The organism is Streptomyces sp. NRRL WC-3605 (assembly GCF_001509795.1).
In the GTDB taxonomy this organism is placed as follows: Bacteria; Actinomycetota; Actinomycetes; order Streptomycetales; family Streptomycetaceae; genus Streptomyces; species Streptomyces viridochromogenes.
The window spans coordinates 102,227-117,923 of record NZ_LLZN01000041.1 but is presented as its reverse complement, the minus strand read 5'-3'; the positions used below and the strand labels follow the sequence as shown (position 1 = coordinate 117,923).

The window sequence follows — 15,697 nt, the reverse complement described above, 5'->3', positions numbered from 1 at the left end:
CCCCGCCCCCCCCCCCGGAGACCCGCCGATGTCCACCGCCCCCTCGACCGCCCCGGCCCCGGCGCCGGACGCCCCGGCCCCGCCCCGCCGCGGCTGGGCGGCCCTGCGCCCGCTGGTCCTGCGGCTGCACTTCTACGCCGGGGTGCTCGTCGCCCCGTTCCTCCTCGTCGCCGCCGCCACCGGATTCCTGTACGCGGGCGCGTTCCAGGCCGAGAAGCTGCTCTACGCCCACGAGATGTACGTCCCTGTCGGCGACACCGAACTGCCGGTGTCGCAGCAGGTCGCCGCCGCCCGGAAGGCCCACCCCGAGGGCACGGTCACGGCCGTACGGCCCTCCCCGGCCGACGACGAGTCCACCCGCGTGATGCTCTCCGGGGCCGACGGCGTCGAAGCCGGCCACACGCTGGCCGTGTTCGTCGACCCGTACACCGCCGAAGTGCGCGGCGCCCTGGAGCAGTACGGCTCCACCGGCGCGCTTCCGCTGCGCACCTGGATCGACGAGTTCCACCGCGACCTCCACCTCGGTGAGCCGGGGCGCCTGTACAGCGAACTCGCCGCCAGCTGGCTGTGGGTGATCGCGGCCGGCGGACTGGCGCTGTGGTTCTCCCGCCGGCGCGCCCTGCGCCGGGTGCGCGGCACCACCGGCCGCCGGCGCACCCTCGGCCTGCACGGCACGGTCGGCGTCTGGGCGGCCCTCGGCTTCCTCTTCCTGTCGGCGACCGGCCTGACCTGGTCGACGTACGCCGGAGCGCACATCGACGACCTGCGCACCTCGCTGCGCCAGGCCACCCCGTCGATCACGGCGACGGCCGGCGGCGATCACGGGGGCCACGGCGGCGCCGCGACGGCCGGCGGCGCCGGCGGACAGGGCGTCGGTCTCGACACGGTCCTCGCCGCCGCCCGCTCCGAGGGCCTGTCGGACCCGGTGGAGATCGTGCCGCCCGCCGACGCGACGTCCGCCTACGAGGTCCGGCAGGTACAGCGCGCCTGGCCGACGAAACAGGACGCCGTCGCCGTCGACCCGGCGTCCGGCGAGGTCACCGACGTCCTGCGGTTCGAGGACTTCCCGGTGCTCGCCAAGCTGACCCGCTGGGGCATCGACCTGCACACCGGCGTCCTGTTCGGGCTGGTCAACCAGATCGCCCTGATGGCGCTGACGCTCGCGCTGATCCTGCTGATCGTGTGGGGCTACCGCATGTGGTGGCAGCGTGGGCGGGGCACGTCGTTCGGACGGCCGGTGCCACGCGGCGCCTGGCGGCAGGTGCCTCCGCGCGTCCTCGTCCCCCTGGCCGCGCTGGTCGCGGCGCTCGGCTACGTCGTCCCGTTGCTCGGCATCCCGCTGGCGGGGTTCGTCGTCGTGGACGCCGTACGCGGGGAGATCGCGCATCGGCGGGGGAGCCCCCAGGAGGCGTCGTGAGGAGGGGCCCGGACCCCGTCGGTACGGAGTCCGGGCCCCTGCCTGTCCGGCCGCGCCTCAGGCCTGCTCGAAGTCGCCGGCCAGCGCGGAGGCCAGGCGCATGTGCGGCTCGGCCTCCTCGTGCCGCCCCTGGCGCTGGAGCGTGCGGCCCAGCATCAGCCGGGCGTAGTGCTCCACCGGGTCGCGCTCGACGATGACGCGCAACTCGTCCTCGGCGCGGCGCAGTTGGGCCGAGTGGTAGTAGGCACGGGCCAGCAGCAGCCGCGGCCCGGTCTGCTCCGGCACCTCCTCGACCAGGCTGCCGAGGACCCGCGCCGCGGCGGCGTAGTCCTTGGCGTCGAAGAACATCCGCGCCCGCTCCCAGCGCTCGGCCGTTGTCCCGTGGTCGTAGTACGTCGTCTCCACTCTGACCTCCTTCGCGCGGGTCAACCGGCCCGAGTGGTTGAATATTCCACTAGCTGGCGGCCGTGTCCTGGGTCAGGGCCGCGAGCTCACGGTTCGCCCGCTCGGTGATGAGCGTGAGCACCCGCCCGGCGGCGACCAGGTCCTCCTCCGGCAGGTCCGCGTAGACCCGGGCTGAGATCGGGGCCGTCTCGGCGGACGTGGTGGTGTGCGTCTCGCGTCCCGCGTCCGTGATGCGCACGGCGGACGGGCCCTCGGGTGCCAGCAGGCCGGCGCTCACCAACTCGTCGACCACGGAACGGGCCTCCTCCGGCGTGCACTTGAGCGAACCGGTCACCTGGCCGGCGAGGTGGTCGCGCTCGAGCGGCCCGTCGGCGAGGGCGGCCACGCGCAGGGTGACGGACTGCTGGAAGGTGGCGCCGTGGCGGGCCAGTACACGCTCCAGGAGGGCGCGGCTCGCGTAGTGGGCCAAGGCTATGACGCGCGGATCGAGACGGGGAGGGGTGGTGGTCATGACTGCTCCTTGTCGTGCTCGTGGTCCTTGTGCTCGTGGTCGTCGTGCTCGCTGTCGTGCCGGCTGCCCGGCGCCGGCGGATCGAGGGGTGCGTCGAGCAGGGTCGCCAGAACCTGGGTGAACTCCCGTGCGGTGGGGCTGTCGAGGCCGCCGAGCGGGGCGAGCCAGCGCTCGTGCAGTCCGTGCACCACGTCGATCGCCTTCCGGGCCCGCTCCCGGCCCTGCTCGGTCAGCGCCAGCTGGACCGCCCGCGGGTCACGGGGGTCACGGGTGCGTTCGAGGAGGCCGGCGCTCTCCAGGGAGCGCGCCAGCTTGGAGACGTACAGCGGCTCCAGGCCGGTGTGGTCGGCCAGTCGCCGCTGGCTTGGGCGTTCGCCCGCGCGCCGCATGCCGTACAGGGAGGCCACCACGGCGTACTGGGCGTGGGTGAGCCCCAGCGGGGCCACGGCCCGGTCGACCGCGACCCGCCACTTCGTCGACAGCCGCCACACCAGGTAGCCGGGGGTGGCGTTCATGGAACCCGTGCTCATGAGAAAAACAGTACATGGCTACTATATCCATGGCTACTATTTCTCGGCGCGCTCGCTCCGGGGGCCCGTACCCACCCGGAACCCGCCGCCGGACGCCCGCCCGCCCGCAAGACAGCCCGTACGACGGACTGACGGGGCGCCCCGGAGGGGGTTAGTTTGGGCGCCATGAGCAATCTTGATCGCGAGGCGGTGCCCTCCGTCTGCGGCGGCCGCGGGTTCGTCGTCGCGGAGCCCGTCCGCGAACTCCTCAGCCCCCGGCGGGTACGGCTCGGCGAGTCCACCGAGGTCCGCCGGCTGCTCCCCAACCTGGGTCGGCGCATGGTCGGCGCCTGGTGCTTCGTCGACCACTACGGCCCCGACGACATCGCCGACGAGCCCGGCATGCAGGTGCCCCCGCACCCGCACATGGGCCTGCAGACGGTGAGCTGGCTGCACGAGGGCGAGGTGCTGCACCGGGACTCCACGGGCAGCCTCCAGACGATCCGCCCGCGCGAGCTGGGCCTGATGACCTCCGGCCGGGCGATCAGCCACTCGGAGGAGAGCCCACGCGCCCACGCCCGCTTCCTGCACGGCGCCCAGCTCTGGGTGGCGCTGCCCGACGGCCACCGGCACACCGAGCCGCACTTCGAGCACCACGCCGACCTGCCGATCGTCACCGCGCCGGGCCTGCGGGCCACGCTGATCCTCGGCGACCTCGACGGCGCGAGCTCGCCCGGCACGGCGTACACCCCGATCGTCGGCGCCGACCTGGCGCTGAGCCGGGGCGCCGACGTCCGCCTGCCGCTGGAACCGGACTTCGAGTACGCCGTGCTGTCGATGTCCGGCGAGGCCCATGTGGACGGCGTACCGGTGCTGCCGGGCTCGATGCTCTACCTCGGCTGCGGCCGCACCGAACTCCCGCTGCGCGCCGAGTCGGACGCGGCCGTGATGCTCCTCGGCGGCGAGCCGTTCGAGGAGGAGCTGATCATGTTCTGGAACTGGATCGGCCGTACCCAGGAGGAGATCGAGCAGGCGCGGCGGGACTGGATGGACGGCACCCGCTTCGGCGAGGTGAAGGGCTACGACGGCGCCCCGCTCCCGGCCCCGCAACTGCCTGCGACCCCGCTGAAGCCCCGGGGGCGCGTGCGCTGAGGCGCCGGGTTCACCGGGCCGGGCGGTCGCCCGGCTCCGGGTGTTCCAGGTGGGAGGCCAGGACCGCTGCCTGGACGCGGCGCTGTACGCCGAGCTTGGCCAGGAGGCGGGAGATGTGGTTCTTGACGGTCTTCTCCGAGAGGTAGAGCCTCTTGCCGATCTCGCGGTTCGTCAGGCCGTCACCGATCAGGGCCAGGATGTCCCGCTCCCGGGGCGACAGGCCCGCGAGTTCCGGCGCGACGGACGGTGTCTCCACGGGGTCCGCGCGCAGCGAGCGCATCAGGCGGGCCGTCGTCGCCGGGTCCAGCATGGACTGGCCCGAGGCGACCGTGCGGACCGCGGAGACCAGGTCGGAGCCCTTGATCTGCTTCAGGACATAGCCCGAGGCGCCGGCCATGATGGCGTCCAGCAGGGCCTCCTCGTCGTCGAACGACGTCAGCATCAGGCAGGCCAGCCCGGGCATCTGACTGCGCAGCTCGCGGCAGACCGTGATGCCGTCGCCGTCCGGGAGACGGACGTCCAGCACCGCGACGTGCGGGCGCAGGGCCGGGCCTCGGACGAGCGCGTGTTCGACGGTGTCCGCGTCACCCACCACCGAGATGTCCGGCTCGGCGTCCAGCAGATCCGTCAGGCCCCGGCGTACGACCTCGTGGTCGTCGAGGAGGAACACGCGGATCGGGTTCTGCTCCGTGAACGTTCCTGACTCGGTCATGACGCTTCCCTGTCCCGACGGCACAACGGAAGCGGCCGGCCGACCGCTCCTCCTCCCGATCATCGCTCGCCGGGGCCGGACGCACTAGGGCCGACCGGCCCCATCCGCCGCTCCGCCGGTCAGACGGCGGTACCCGCCCCGTAGGGGGCGTACAGGTCGAGCAGCCGCGCACGCGCGCAGCGCAGACGGTGGGCGAGTACGTCACCGACCCACTGGGACACCGCGTGGCCGAGCGCCGGATCGTCCCGGCACAGCGACCGTACGGCCTCGGCGTCGAACTCGTACGCCCGCACCGGCGTCGTCGCCTCGGCGCCCAGGTGCCACACGTGCGGGGAGAACAGCCAGGACCAGCCGAGGAGTTCGTTGTGCCGCAGGCTCTCGATGACGGCCGGGCGGCGGCCCGGGACCCGCATGTCCAGCTCGACGGTGCCGGTGCGGATGATCCAGAACCGGTCGGCCCGTGCGCCCTCCTCGAAGATCCGCGCACCCTGCGGGAAGGAGACCTCGCGGGCGAGGAGCATGAGCCGCTGCCGCCGCTCCGCGTCCAGGGCGCGCGTCATGCTGGGAGCAGAGGTGGTGATCATGGCATGCCTCCCGACGACGACCAGGGACTATCCCCACCGCCAGCGTCCGCCCGCCGCGCCCGGGGGCGCCAGGGCCATTGGGCCCCATCCCGGCGGGCCGTCCGGATCCCGTCGCGGACACTCGCGCCGTAGACCCGGACCGGGCCGCGCGGGAAGGGCCGTTGGACCCCTGAAGGCGGACCTTCGGCATCGGGCGCGGTGCCCCGGACACCGGGAGGGTGAGGCACGGCGGACGGCACCGGGGCCCGCGCTCGCTCACCACACGCCCCGCCCGTCCGCCGCGGCCCCTCGCTGTGCCGACCGGGGGGAGAGGAGGTGCGGTGGGCCCGGACGTGGCCCACCGCACCGCTCGGCACGGACCGGCACGCGCCGGTCCACGTCCGGTCCCGCGGCCCTCGCGGGCTCCACGGCCGTGGACCGGGAGGTCCTGCGGCCCTCGCGGGCCTCATGGCCGTGGACGGCGCCCGTGTCGGCGGGACCGGCTCAGGAGGGGAGGCCATGACCCGCACCGTCAGGCTCTGCGGCAGCGCCGGATCGCGCGAGAGCCGCGCGGCCGGGGAGCACCCTCGGGCGCATGAGCCGCGGGCGGCCGAGGTACTGGACAAGGCGCCGGGCGACGTCCCGGCCGGCGTCGTCGCACACCGCCGCACGGCCGAGGGGCCCGCCCGTACCGTCCTCGTGGACGCCTCGTACGCCGCAGACCCGCTGGTCGGCGGCGCCGGGCGGGGGCACCGGCCCGCCGGGCACCTCGGCCGGGTGGTGCACGGCGTACCGCACCGGCCGGCCCGCCCGGTGGCCATGGTCCCCGGACCGGAGTGAAATGCGAGGACGGGCGCACCCGCACACAGCACCCCGACCACCGGACCCCCGCACGCGAGCGAACCGACGACCACCGACCCCGGAGACCTCTCATGTCCCAGGTGGACCCCCACCCCTCCACGGCACTCTCCGACGACACGGCACTCTCCGACGACGAACTGCGCACGCTGGACGCCCACTGGCGGGCCTCCAACTACCTGGCCGCCGGGCAGATCTACCTGATGGCCAACCCGCTGCTGACCGAGCCGCTGCGGCCCGAGCACATCAAGCCGCGCCTCCTCGGCCACTGGGGCACCTCGCCCGGCCTCAACCTGGTCTACACCCACCTCAACCGTGTGATCTCCGCCCGCGGCCTGGACACGCTGTGCGTGTGGGGCCCGGGACACGGCGGGCCGTCCGTCCTCGCCGGCTCCTGGCTGGACGGCAGCTACGGCGAGCACTATCCGGACGTCTCCCGGGACGCGACCGGCATGGAGCGGCTGTTCCGGCAGTTCTCCTTCCCCGGCGGCGTGCCGAGCCATGTGGCGCCGGAGGTGCCGGGGTCCATCCACGAGGGCGGTGAGCTCGGCTACTCGCTGGCCCACGCCTACGGCGCCGCCTTCGACCACCCGGACCTGCTGGTCGCCTGCGTCATCGGCGACGGAGAGGCGGAGACCGGGCCGCTCGCCGCCTCCTGGCACTCCAACAAGTTCCTCGACCCCGTCCACGACGGCGCCGTCCTGCCGATCCTGCACCTCAACGGCTACAAGATCGCCAACCCGACCGTGCTGTCCCGGCTGCCCGAGGCCGAACTCGACGCACTGCTGCGGGGATACGGCCACGAACCGATCCACGTCACCGGCGACGATCCGGCCGCCGTCCACCGGGCCCTGGCGCGGGCCCTCGACACGGCGCTCGACCGGATCGCCCTCATGCAGCGCTCCGCCCGCGAGGAGGGCGTCACCGAGCGCGTCCACTGGCCGGTGGTCGTGCTGCGCACCCCGAAGGGCTGGACCGGCCCCCGCGAGGTCGACGGGCTCCCCGTCGAGGGCACCTGGCGCTCGCACCAGGTCCCGCTCGCCGGGGTCCGCGACAACCCCGAGCACCTGCGGCAGCTGGAGGCCTGGCTGCGCTCCTACCGGCCCGAGGAGCTCTTCGACGCGGACGGCCGGCCCGTCGCCGACGTCCTCGCCTGCGTGCCCCAGGGCGCCCGGCGGCTGGGCGCCACCCCGTACGCCAACGGCGGCCTCCTCCTGCACGACCTGCCCGTCCCGTCGCTGGACCGCTTCGCCGTGCCCGTCGACAAGCCCGGCGTGACCCTGCACGAGCCGACCCGCGTCCTCGGCGACCTGCTGGAACAGGTCATGAACGACACCCGGGCGCGCCGCGACTTCCGGCTCGTCGGCCCGGACGAGACCGCCTCCAACCGGCTCCAGGCCGTGTTCGACGCCAGCGGCAAGGCGTGGCAGGCGGGTACCCTGCCCGTCGACGAGCACCTGGACCGGCACGGCCGGGTCATGGAGGTGCTGAGCGAACACCTCTGCCAGGGCTGGCTGGAGGGCTACCTGCTGACCGGCCGGCACGGGCTGTTCTCCTGCTACGAGGCGTTCGTGCACATCGTCGACTCGATGGTCAACCAGCACATCAAATGGCTGCGGACGTCCCGGCGGCTGCCGTGGCGGGCCCCGGTGGCCTCCCTCAACTACCTGCTGACCTCGCACGTCTGGCGCCAGGACCACAACGGCTTCTCCCACCAGGACCCCGGCTTCGTCGACCACGTCCTCAACAAGAGCCCCGAGGTGGTGCGGGTCTACCTGCCGCCGGACGCCAACACCCTGCTGTCGGTCGCGGACCACGCCCTGCGCAGCCGCGACTACGTCAACGTGATCGTGGCCGGGAAACAGCCCTGCTTCGACTGGCTGTCCATGGACGCCGCACGCGACCACTGCGCGCGCGGCGCGGGCATCTGGGAGTGGGCCGGCACCGAGAACGGCGGCGAACCCGACGTCGTGCTGGCCTGCGCCGGGGACGTGCCCACCCAGGAGGTGCTCGCGGCGGCGCAGCTGCTGCGCCGCCACCTGCCGCAGCTCGCCGTCCGCGTGGTCAACGTCGTCGACATGACCCGGCTGCTGCCGCGCGAGGAACACCCGCACGGCATGAGCGACTTCGAGTACGACGGACTGTTCACCCGCGACAAGCCGGTGATCTTCGCCTACCACGGCTACCCGTGGCTGATCCACCGCCTCGCGTACCGCCGCGCCGGGCACTCCGAGATGCATGTGCGCGGCTACAAGGAGTCCGGCACCACGACCACGCCGTTCGACATGGTGGTGCGCAACGACCTGGACCGCTACCGGCTCGTCATGGACGTCGTCGACCGGGTCCCCGGCCTCGCGGTGCGGGCCGCCGCCGTACGGCAGGCCATGGTGGACGCCCGCACCCGCCATCACGCCTGGATCCGCGAGCACGGCACCGACCTGCCCGAGGTGGCCGACTGGTCCTGGAACTCCTGACCGGGCGCGGGGACGCGGGGGTGCGGGAAGCCGACGCGTGGCTGGGCGCAAGGCTCAGCGCAGGGCGGCCCGCGCCCCCGCGGCCGTGTCCACCGGCCGGGACATGACGTCCGGCAGCCGGGACGCGACCTCGAAGGCGCCGCCCAGGTCCGCCAGGCGCAGCATCCGCCGGAACCGGGCGCTCTCGCTGACCAGCCGGAGCCGGCCCTCCCGGGCCCGGACCCGATTGCGGACCCGGCACAGCACACCGAGGCCGGCGCAGTCGATGAAGGTCACACCGCGCAGGTCGAGCACGAGATCCGGGGACGGGGCCGACGTCAGGGCGTCCAGGCGCATCATGAGCGAGGTCGCGGTACTGAGGTCGATCTCGCCGCGCAGCGCCACGACGGCCGGCCCGTCGCCGGCACCTCGTGCCCCGGTGCCGGCGGGCTCGGTGCGGTTCTCGGTCATGGCACCGATCAAACCTCCGCCGGGCGCGCGGGCGACAGGGCCGTAGGTCCCTGCCGGGTGGGCCCCCGGTCCCGCACGGGGGCGGCCGCGGGGGGCTCGTCCGGCCCGTGCGGGCCTCGCCCATCCGGGTCAAGCTGGAGATGCGGGACGCACCGGACGAGTGGGGTGAGGAGTGCCATGAAGGGTTACGTGTTCCACGGCACCGGCCAGGCCGCCTGGGAGGAGGTCCCCGACCCGGCCCTGAAGGAACCCACCGACGCCGTCGTGCGCGTCGGAACCGTCACCATCTGCGGCACGGACCTTCACATCCTCAAGGGCGACGTGCCGGAGGTCCGCCCCGGCACCGTCCTCGGGCACGAGGCGGTCGGCGAGATCGTCGAGGTCGGCGGCGACGTACGGACCGTACGCCCCGGGGACCGCGTGCTGGTCTCCTGCATCACGGCGTGCGGGCGCTGCTCCTACTGCCGGCAGGCGGCGTACGGGCAGTGCCGGGGCGGCGGGGGCTGGATCCTCGGCCATCTGATCGACGGCACCCAGGCCGAGTACGTCCGCGTCCCGTACGCCGACCTGTCCGTGCACCCGCTGCCGGGCACCCTGTCCGACGAGGCGGCCGTACTGCTCGCCGACATCTTCCCGACGTCGTACGAGGTGGGCGTGCTCAACGGGCGGGTGCGGCCCGGCGACACCGTCGTCGTGGTCGGCGCCGGGCCCGTCGGGCTGGCGGCCGTCGCCACGGCCCGGCTGTTCTCACCGGAACGGATCGTGGCCGTCGACCTCGCGCCCACCCGGCTGGAGGCCGCCCGGCGGCTCGGCGCGGACGCGGTCGCCGACGCCCGCGAGACGCCCGAGCAACTGGTCGCCGATCTGACGGACGGACTCGGCGCGGACGTCGTCGTCGAGGCGGTCGGCATCCCGGCGACCTTCGAGCTGTGCACCCGCATGGTCCGCCCCGGCGGGCACGTCGCCAACGTCGGCGTGCACGGCGCCCCCGCGACCCTGCACCTGGAAGACCTCTGGATCAAGAACATCACGCTCACCACCGGCCTCGTCGACACCTACTCCACGCCGACCCTGCTGCGGATGGCGGCCGCCGGCCGGCTGCCCACCGCCGACCTCGTCACCCACACCTTCGTCCTCGACCAGATGCAGGAGGCGTACGACGTCTTCGCCGGCGCCGCCGACACCGGGGCCCTGAAGGTGGTCCTCGGCGGCGAGCACCACGACGAGATCGTGCCGGTGGCGGCGGCCTGAGAGCGGCCGGTCCGCCCAGGGGGCGGGTCTCAGGCCCCGGCCGGGCAGTCGTCCGCGGCGGTCAGCAGGATGCCGGTGACCAGGTCGGGGCGGATCCGGACCGCCTGATCCATCGCCTGGTCCATCCACGGCCGCACCAGCGCCCGGCAGCGCGCGAGGTCCTCGGGATCGGTCACCAGGCGGGCGTATCCGGTCACCACCACGCTCCAGCCGAGATGCGTGCGCGGATCGATGGCGTCCGCCTCGTAGGCGACGACCACCCCGGGGTCCCCGACCCGTTCGGTGCGGGACGTCAGGGCGGCGCCCTCGTGGGTGCGGATGACGATGTCCCCGCCGTCCAGGACGTGGTTGACCGGGCGGACCGTGGGCAGCGCGTGCCGGGTGAAGACGATCCGGCCCAGGGACACGCTGCCCAGCAGCCGCAGCGCCTCGGCGCCGTCGAGCTCGATGCGTCGGCGCGGCCCCACGAGGGCCGGCCGGGTGTCGTCGTGAACCATCACGGGCTTCCGTAGGGGTGGGTCGCGCGTCGTGTCGCGCCTGCACACACGGAGCGACACCGCGGGGGATCGGTGCCGCTCCTGTCTCAACCATCCCTCGTGTCGCCGCCCGGCGCCAGGGCCGAGCGGCCCTGTGGGGGGCCCGGAGGACCCAGGTGCGGCGCACGGGCGCACGGGGCGTGCGGGCACGGCCGATTCCATGCAGGCGCGCACCGGCGGCCGGTAGCGTGGTGCCTGTCCGGAGCGGCCCGGTCCGGCCGCCCGCGGAACCGGAGGAGACGCAGGTGGGAAGCGCCGAGACGCCGCGGCAGGCACGCATCAGGCTGCCGCAGCTGAGGCTGGACGAGTTGCTGGAGGAGCTGCAGGCGCGCCTGGACGCGGCCCGCGGCACCCGCGACCGGGTGCACAGCCTCCTGGAGGCGGTGCTCTCCGTCGGCCGGGACCTGAACCTCGAACAGGCCCTGTACAGCATCGTCGAGGCGGCGGCCGTCCTCGTCGACGCCGAGTACGCCGCGCTCGGGGTGATCGGCCCGGACGGCAAGCGGCTGTCCGCTTTCCACACCGTGGGCGTCAGCGACGAGCAGATCGCCCGGATCGGCCACTACCCGGAGGGCCACGGCATCCTCGGCGAGCTGATCCGCCACCCCGAACCGCTGCGCCTGACCAAGATCTCGGAGCATCCGGCGTCGTACGGCTTCCCGCCCAACCACCCGCCGATGAACACGTTCCTCGGCGTCCCCATCCGGGTCCGCGACCAGGTGTTCGGCAATCTGTACCTCACCGAGAAGCGGGGCGGGGCGCAGTTCGACGGCGAGGACGAGGCGGTGCTGTCGACGCTGGCCGTCGCGGCCGGTGTCGCCATCGACAACGCCCGGCTGTACGAGGAGTCCCGGCAGAGGGAGCGCTGGTTGCGGGCCGGCGCCGAGATCACGCACACCCTGCTGTCCGGTGGCGGGCGTGTTGAGGTGCTGCGGCTGATCGCCGAGCGGGCCGCCGACATCACCGCCTCGTCCCTGGCCGTGGTCGGCATGCCCATGGAGGACACCGGCACCCTCTCCGTGGAGATCGCCGTGGGACTGGACGCCGAGGCCCACCAGGGGCTCGTCCTGCCGGTCGGCTCGACGCTGATGGGGCTGGCCTTCACCGGGGCCGTTCCGGTCACCAGCGCGGACGTCGGCGACGACCCGCGGGTCTCCCCGGAGCCGCCCCGCTTCGCCGGACTCGGCCCCGCCGTCGCCGTGCCGATCGGCACCGCCGAGGGCGAGGTCCGGGGCGTCCTGTTGCTGGCGCGGGAGGCCGGGCAGACCGTGTTCTCGCCGTCGGAGACGGAGACGCTGCAGGCGTTCGCCGCCCAGGCCGCCGTCGCGATGGAGCTGGCGCAGCGGCGGCAGGACGCCGAGGAGGTCGCCGTCCTCAAGGACCGCGACCGGATCGCCCGGGACCTGCACGACCTGGCGATCCAGCGGCTGTTCGCGACGGGGATGACCCTGCAGAGCGCCGGCCGTTTCATCGACCACCCCGAGGCCGCCGAACGCGTCGTGCGGGCCGTGGACGACCTCGACGAGACCATCAAGATCATCCGGTCCACGATCTTCGGGCTGCGCTCGCGCGAGGGCGGCGCCGGGTCGGGGCTGCGGGCGCGGGTGGTGCGGGTCGTGGGCGAGGCCGCACCGGTGCTGGGCTTCGCGCCCAGCGTCCGGATGGAGGGCCTGGTGGACACCGACGTGCCCCGGGAGATCGCCGACCACGTGGTGGCCGTGCTCTCCGAGGCCCTGACCAACGTGGCCCGCCACGCACGCGCCGGCCGGGTCGACGTGGCCCTCGCCGCCGAGCCCGGCCGGGTCCGCCTCGGCGTCACGGACGACGGCGTCGGCATCCCGTCGGGCGGCCGCCGCAGCGGCCTGCGCAACATGGCGGAACGGGCCCGGCAGTCGGGCGGCGACCTGGAGCTGAGCAGCCCTGAGGGCGGCGGAACCCGGCTGGTGTGGTGGGCGCCGCTGCCGACCGGGTAGCGGCAGCCGTCCCCCGCACGCCCCGTGTGGGCCGCCCGGCCCACCCCGTGTGGGCCGTTCGCCGACGACCGGTGCCCGTCCGCCTCTCGTGCCGTCGCCCCCTCCGGAGCGACGGTGGGATCGGAAAGCCGATGGCTGTCCGGCCGGGCAGCCGGACGGAAGGCGGTGAGGGTGATGACGCTTCCCCTGATCGTGGGCGTCGACGGATCGGATCCCAGCCTGGTCGCGGTCGACTGGGCCGCGGACGAGGCCGTCCGCCACGGACTGACACTGCGGCTGGTGCACGCCTCCCTGTGGGAGCGCTACGCGGGCACCGTGCCGACGCTGGGCGGCGGACGCTTCTCCGAGCGCGTCCTCGCCGAACACCTCGTGACCTCCGCGGCCGAGCGGGCCGCGCGCCGGGCCCCCGGACTGAGGATCACGACGGACATCCTGCCCGCCGACGCCGTCGACGCCCTGCTGCACGAGGGCGCCAACGCCCACGCCCTGGTGGTGGGCGACCGGGGCCGCGGCGAGCTGAAGGGCCTGCTGCTCGGCTCCGTCAGCCTGGGTGTGGCGGCCCGCGCCCGCTGCCCCGTGATCGTGGTCCGGGGCGACGATCCGGGCGTCGTCGGCCTGCACGAGCGCGTCCTGCTCGGGGTGGGCGACACCGCGACCAGTGGCCGGGCGGTGGACTTCGCGGTCCGTGAGGCGGAGCTACGCGGCTGCGCCCTGGACGCCGTGCGCGCCTGGCGGCGCCCCGCGCCGATCGGCGCCGAGACCGCCGGGGACGGCGCCGACGAACGGCGGGCCGCGACCCTGCTCGACGAGGCGCTGCGCGCCCCGCTGGCCGCACACCCGGACGTCCGGGTGCGCCGGACCACGGTCGAGGGCCCCGCCCGCACGATCCTGGTGGACCGCTCGGGGGCGGCCGACCTGGTGGTCCTGGGCGCCCGCCGCAGGCACGGCCACTTCGGCCTGCAACTCGGCCGGGTCGGTCACACGCTGCTGCACCACGCACAGTGCCCGGTGGCGATCGTGCCGCAGCTGGCGTGACCCCTGCCGGGGGCGGACCTCGGCCGGGTGCCGGACGCCGTCAGGGGCGTGGGTGCACGCGCTGCCAGCGGGGCCGGGCGTCCGGGCCCCGGCGGCCCGCCCCCGCCGCGCAGCGGGGGCACACCCGCTGCACGCGGTCCGCCGCCCCGCCCGACTCCGGGAAGATGTCCGGCCAGGGCACGTGCGCGAAACGGGACAGCCGGGAGCGGCTGAGCGACAGGCCGCACACGGTCTGGTTCAGGCCGGGTTCCCAGGCGTGGACCTCACCGGCGGGCAGGCGGCGCCGGCCCGCCTCCTCCACGTCGGTCCACTGCCCGGAGGCGGCCACGGCGTAGTTCTTCGCACGTCCCATGGTGCGGCCCGGGTTCCCCGCCGGGCGCGCCCCAAGCGCGAGGACGCCCGGCGCGCGGGCCGGCCGTCGTCCGGGCAAGGTGGAGCCATGGTCGCTCGCGGGTGCCGGGCCCCCTCCGGGGGCCGGTCCGCCGGCCGGCCCGCCGCCTGTGCCGCGGGGGCGCCGGCGGGCCCTCCGACGCGCTCACCTGCGACGCAGGCGGTGCCTGCGGACGGTGCCGGGATTGTGCTCCTCAGGGCTGGGAACCCAGAGCACACACAACCACCCGAGACCGCCCGGAGGGCCGGAGCTCGGATCCCGAGGAGAGACCCGTGACCATGCGCATCGGTGTGGAGGAAGAGTTCCACGTCCTGGAGGTGGAGAGCGGGCTGCTCGTACCGCGTGCCGACGCGGTGCTGCGGCGCCTCCCCGGACAGACCTTCACGACCGAACTGCAACCGTGCACCGTCGAGGCCAACAGCGCCGTGCACACGTCCCTGCACGATCTGCACGCCGACCTGACCGGCATGCGCCGGCAACTGGACGCCGCCGCCTCCTCCCTGGGGCTCGCCGTCGTGGCCTCGGGCACCGCCCCGCTCGCCCCCGCCGCCTCGGCGAACCCCACCGCCGAGGACCGTTACCGGCACATGGCCGAGGAGTACCGCAGGGTCGCCGACGAGCAGCTGATCTGCGGGGCCCAGGTCCACGTCGACATCCCGGACCGCGACACCGCCGTCCAGGTCATGTGCGAGGTGTCGCCCTGGCTGCCCGCGCTGCTGGCGCTCTCCGCGAGCTCGCCGTTCTGGCAGGGGACCGACACCGGGTACGCGAGCTGGCGCACCCTGCTGTGGCAGCGCTGGCCCACCGCGGGCCCGCCCGGCTGCTTCCCGACCGCCGCCGAGTACGACGCGGCGGTGAACGACTTCGTGCGGGCCGGGATCATCAGCGACACCGGGATGGTGTACTACGACGTCCGGCCCTCGGACCACCTGCGCACCCTGGAGCTGCGCATCTGCGACGCCTGCCCGCGCGCGGAGACCGTGGTCCTGATCGCCGGGCTGTTCCGCGCCCTGGTCACCGAGGCCCGCGCCCGCCTCCGCAAGCGCGGCGCCCCCGGCTGCGCGGGCCGGCACGAGTGGCTGCGGGGCGCGTCCTGGCGGGCCGCCCGCTCGGGCCTGGAGGGCACGCTGGTGGACCCCGAGACACACCGGGAGGCCTCCGCGCGCCAGGTCGTACGGAAGCTGCTGCTGCGGCTGCGCCCCGCGCTGGAGGCGCACGGCGACTGGGGGACCGTCCATGAGCTGGCGGAGGAGACCCTCGCCGAGGGCTCCGCGGCCCGCCGGATGCGCCGCACGGCCCGCCGCGAGGACCTGCTGGGCTGCGTCGACATGCTGATCGCCGAGACCCGCGGCGAGCGCGGCGGCCGCGGCCCCGCGCGCACCCTGCCGCCCCGGACCGTCATGGCGCCGACGCGTCCGCTGGCCGGTCCGGAGGCCTCGGATGTGGTCGGCCGCTGAGCT

General features: G+C 74.7%; 16 protein-coding genes. 8 read left to right on the top strand and 8 right to left on the bottom strand.

What is annotated here, in order from left to right; translation table 11 throughout:
• The first annotated feature begins 28 nt into the window (after positions 1-28).
• Positions 29-1,417 (top strand): PepSY-associated TM helix domain-containing protein, encoded by a 1,389-nt coding sequence (locus tag ADL34_RS09000; RefSeq protein WP_062739781.1) that lies wholly within the window; start codon positions 29-31, stop codon positions 1,415-1,417.
• Between the two features lie 57 nt (positions 1,418-1,474).
• Here ADL34_RS09000 and ADL34_RS08995 read toward each other — a convergent pair whose 3' ends face one another.
• From ADL34_RS08995 to ADL34_RS08985, 3 genes are read right to left on the bottom strand one after another with little or no spacing between them, the layout of a single operon-like run.
• On the bottom strand, positions 1,475-1,822 hold the full coding sequence (locus tag ADL34_RS08995) for a tetratricopeptide repeat protein (protein WP_062665676.1): 348 nt from the start codon (positions 1,820-1,822) through the stop codon (positions 1,475-1,477).
• A gap of 49 nt (positions 1,823-1,871) precedes the next feature.
• Entirely contained in the window at positions 1,872-2,333 is a 462-nt protein-coding gene (locus ADL34_RS08990) for a winged helix DNA-binding protein (RefSeq protein ID WP_062665674.1), read from the bottom strand.
• Positions 2,330-2,863 (bottom strand): MarR family winged helix-turn-helix transcriptional regulator, encoded by a 534-nt coding sequence (locus ADL34_RS08985; RefSeq protein ID WP_062665672.1) that lies wholly within the window; start codon positions 2,861-2,863, stop codon positions 2,330-2,332. Before ADL34_RS08985 ends, ADL34_RS08990 begins: the two co-directional genes overlap by 4 nt.
• 165 nt (positions 2,864-3,028) lie before the next feature.
• Here ADL34_RS08985 and ADL34_RS08980 point away from each other — a divergent pair, with 165 nt between their 5' ends.
• Positions 3,029-3,994 (top strand): pirin family protein, encoded by a 966-nt coding sequence (locus ADL34_RS08980; protein ID WP_062665671.1) that lies wholly within the window; start codon positions 3,029-3,031, stop codon positions 3,992-3,994.
• A 10-nt stretch (positions 3,995-4,004) separates the two neighbouring features.
• Here the strand turns inward: ADL34_RS08980 and ADL34_RS08975 are convergent, their stop codons facing one another.
• A complete protein-coding gene (locus tag ADL34_RS08975) occupies positions 4,005-4,706 on the bottom strand; it encodes a response regulator (protein ID WP_062665669.1) in 702 nt (233 codons plus the stop codon).
• A 119-nt stretch (positions 4,707-4,825) separates the two neighbouring features.
• On the bottom strand, positions 4,826-5,290 hold the full coding sequence (locus tag ADL34_RS08970; protein ID WP_062665667.1) for a cyclic nucleotide-binding domain-containing protein: 465 nt from the start codon (positions 5,288-5,290) through the stop codon (positions 4,826-4,828).
• A gap of 498 nt (positions 5,291-5,788) precedes the next feature.
• On the opposite strand from ADL34_RS08970, the gene ADL34_RS08965 reads away from it, so the two are divergent.
• The gene (locus ADL34_RS08965; protein WP_062665664.1) at positions 5,789-6,109 is read left to right on the top strand and encodes a hypothetical protein; all 321 of its coding nucleotides are present in this window, start codon (positions 5,789-5,791) and stop codon (positions 6,107-6,109) included.
• A 92-nt stretch (positions 6,110-6,201) separates the two neighbouring features.
• On the top strand, positions 6,202-8,601 hold the full coding sequence (locus ADL34_RS08960; RefSeq protein WP_062665662.1) for a phosphoketolase: 2,400 nt from the start codon (positions 6,202-6,204) through the stop codon (positions 8,599-8,601).
• A gap of 54 nt (positions 8,602-8,655) precedes the next feature.
• On the opposite strand, the gene ADL34_RS08955 is transcribed toward ADL34_RS08960, so the two are convergent.
• Positions 8,656-9,051: an STAS domain-containing protein gene (locus ADL34_RS08955; protein WP_199835546.1), complete on the bottom strand. Its 396-nt coding sequence runs from the start codon at positions 9,049-9,051 to the stop codon at positions 8,656-8,658.
• 177 nt (positions 9,052-9,228) lie between these two features.
• Between ADL34_RS08955 and ADL34_RS08950 the strand changes: the two genes are divergently transcribed.
• Positions 9,229-10,302, top strand: a complete 1,074-nt coding sequence (locus ADL34_RS08950; RefSeq protein WP_062665660.1) for a zinc-dependent alcohol dehydrogenase family protein — start codon at positions 9,229-9,231, stop codon at positions 10,300-10,302.
• Positions 10,303-10,331: 29 nt separating this feature from the next.
• Here ADL34_RS08950 and ADL34_RS08945 read toward each other — a convergent pair whose 3' ends face one another.
• Positions 10,332-10,799 (bottom strand): pyridoxamine 5'-phosphate oxidase family protein, encoded by a 468-nt coding sequence (locus ADL34_RS08945; RefSeq protein WP_062665659.1) that lies wholly within the window; start codon positions 10,797-10,799, stop codon positions 10,332-10,334.
• Positions 10,800-11,083: 284 nt separating this feature from the next.
• Here ADL34_RS08945 and ADL34_RS08940 point away from each other — a divergent pair, with 284 nt between their 5' ends.
• Positions 11,084-12,811 carry a GAF domain-containing sensor histidine kinase gene (locus tag ADL34_RS08940; RefSeq protein WP_062665657.1) on the top strand — a complete coding sequence of 576 codons (1,728 nt, stop codon included), beginning with the start codon at positions 11,084-11,086 and terminating at the stop codon, positions 12,809-12,811.
• Positions 12,812-12,985: 174 nt separating this feature from the next.
• Positions 12,986-13,846: a universal stress protein gene (locus ADL34_RS08935; protein ID WP_079034038.1), complete on the top strand. Its 861-nt coding sequence runs from the start codon at positions 12,986-12,988 to the stop codon at positions 13,844-13,846.
• 40 nt (positions 13,847-13,886) lie between these two features.
• Here ADL34_RS08935 and ADL34_RS08930 read toward each other — a convergent pair whose 3' ends face one another.
• A complete protein-coding gene (locus ADL34_RS08930; protein WP_062665654.1) occupies positions 13,887-14,198 on the bottom strand; it encodes a hypothetical protein in 312 nt (103 codons plus the stop codon).
• Between the two features lie 317 nt (positions 14,199-14,515).
• Between ADL34_RS08930 and ADL34_RS08925 the strand changes: the two genes are divergently transcribed.
• Positions 14,516-15,694: a carboxylate-amine ligase gene (locus ADL34_RS08925; protein WP_062665695.1), complete on the top strand. Its 1,179-nt coding sequence runs from the start codon at positions 14,516-14,518 to the stop codon at positions 15,692-15,694.
• Positions 15,695-15,697: the final 3 nt, after the last annotated feature.

Coding starts and splice junctions, on each gene's coding strand:
- ADL34_RS09000 (WP_062739781.1), top strand. CDS start 29: ATGTCCACCGCCCCCTCGACCGCCCCGGCCCCGGCGCCGGACGCCCCG.
- ADL34_RS08990 (WP_062665674.1), bottom strand. CDS start 2,333: ATGACCACCACCCCTCCCCGTCTCGATCCGCGCGTCATAGCCTTGGCC.
- ADL34_RS08985 (WP_062665672.1), bottom strand. CDS start 2,863: ATGAGCACGGGTTCCATGAACGCCACCCCCGGCTACCTGGTGTGGCGG.
- ADL34_RS08980 (WP_062665671.1), top strand. CDS start 3,029: ATGAGCAATCTTGATCGCGAGGCGGTGCCCTCCGTCTGCGGCGGCCGC.
- ADL34_RS08975 (WP_062665669.1), bottom strand. CDS start 4,706: ATGACCGAGTCAGGAACGTTCACGGAGCAGAACCCGATCCGCGTGTTC.
- ADL34_RS08970 (WP_062665667.1), bottom strand. CDS start 5,290: ATGATCACCACCTCTGCTCCCAGCATGACGCGCGCCCTGGACGCGGAG.
- ADL34_RS08965 (WP_062665664.1), top strand. CDS start 5,789: ATGACCCGCACCGTCAGGCTCTGCGGCAGCGCCGGATCGCGCGAGAGC.
- ADL34_RS08960 (WP_062665662.1), top strand. CDS start 6,202: ATGTCCCAGGTGGACCCCCACCCCTCCACGGCACTCTCCGACGACACG.
- ADL34_RS08955 (WP_199835546.1), bottom strand. CDS start 9,051: ATGACCGAGAACCGCACCGAGCCCGCCGGCACCGGGGCACGAGGTGCC.
- ADL34_RS08950 (WP_062665660.1), top strand. CDS start 9,229: ATGAAGGGTTACGTGTTCCACGGCACCGGCCAGGCCGCCTGGGAGGAG.
- ADL34_RS08945 (WP_062665659.1), bottom strand. CDS start 10,799: ATGGTTCACGACGACACCCGGCCGGCCCTCGTGGGGCCGCGCCGACGC.
- ADL34_RS08935 (WP_079034038.1), top strand. CDS start 12,986: ATGACGCTTCCCCTGATCGTGGGCGTCGACGGATCGGATCCCAGCCTG.
- ADL34_RS08930 (WP_062665654.1), bottom strand. CDS start 14,198: ATGGGACGTGCGAAGAACTACGCCGTGGCCGCCTCCGGGCAGTGGACC.
- ADL34_RS08925 (WP_062665695.1), top strand. CDS start 14,516: ATGCGCATCGGTGTGGAGGAAGAGTTCCACGTCCTGGAGGTGGAGAGC.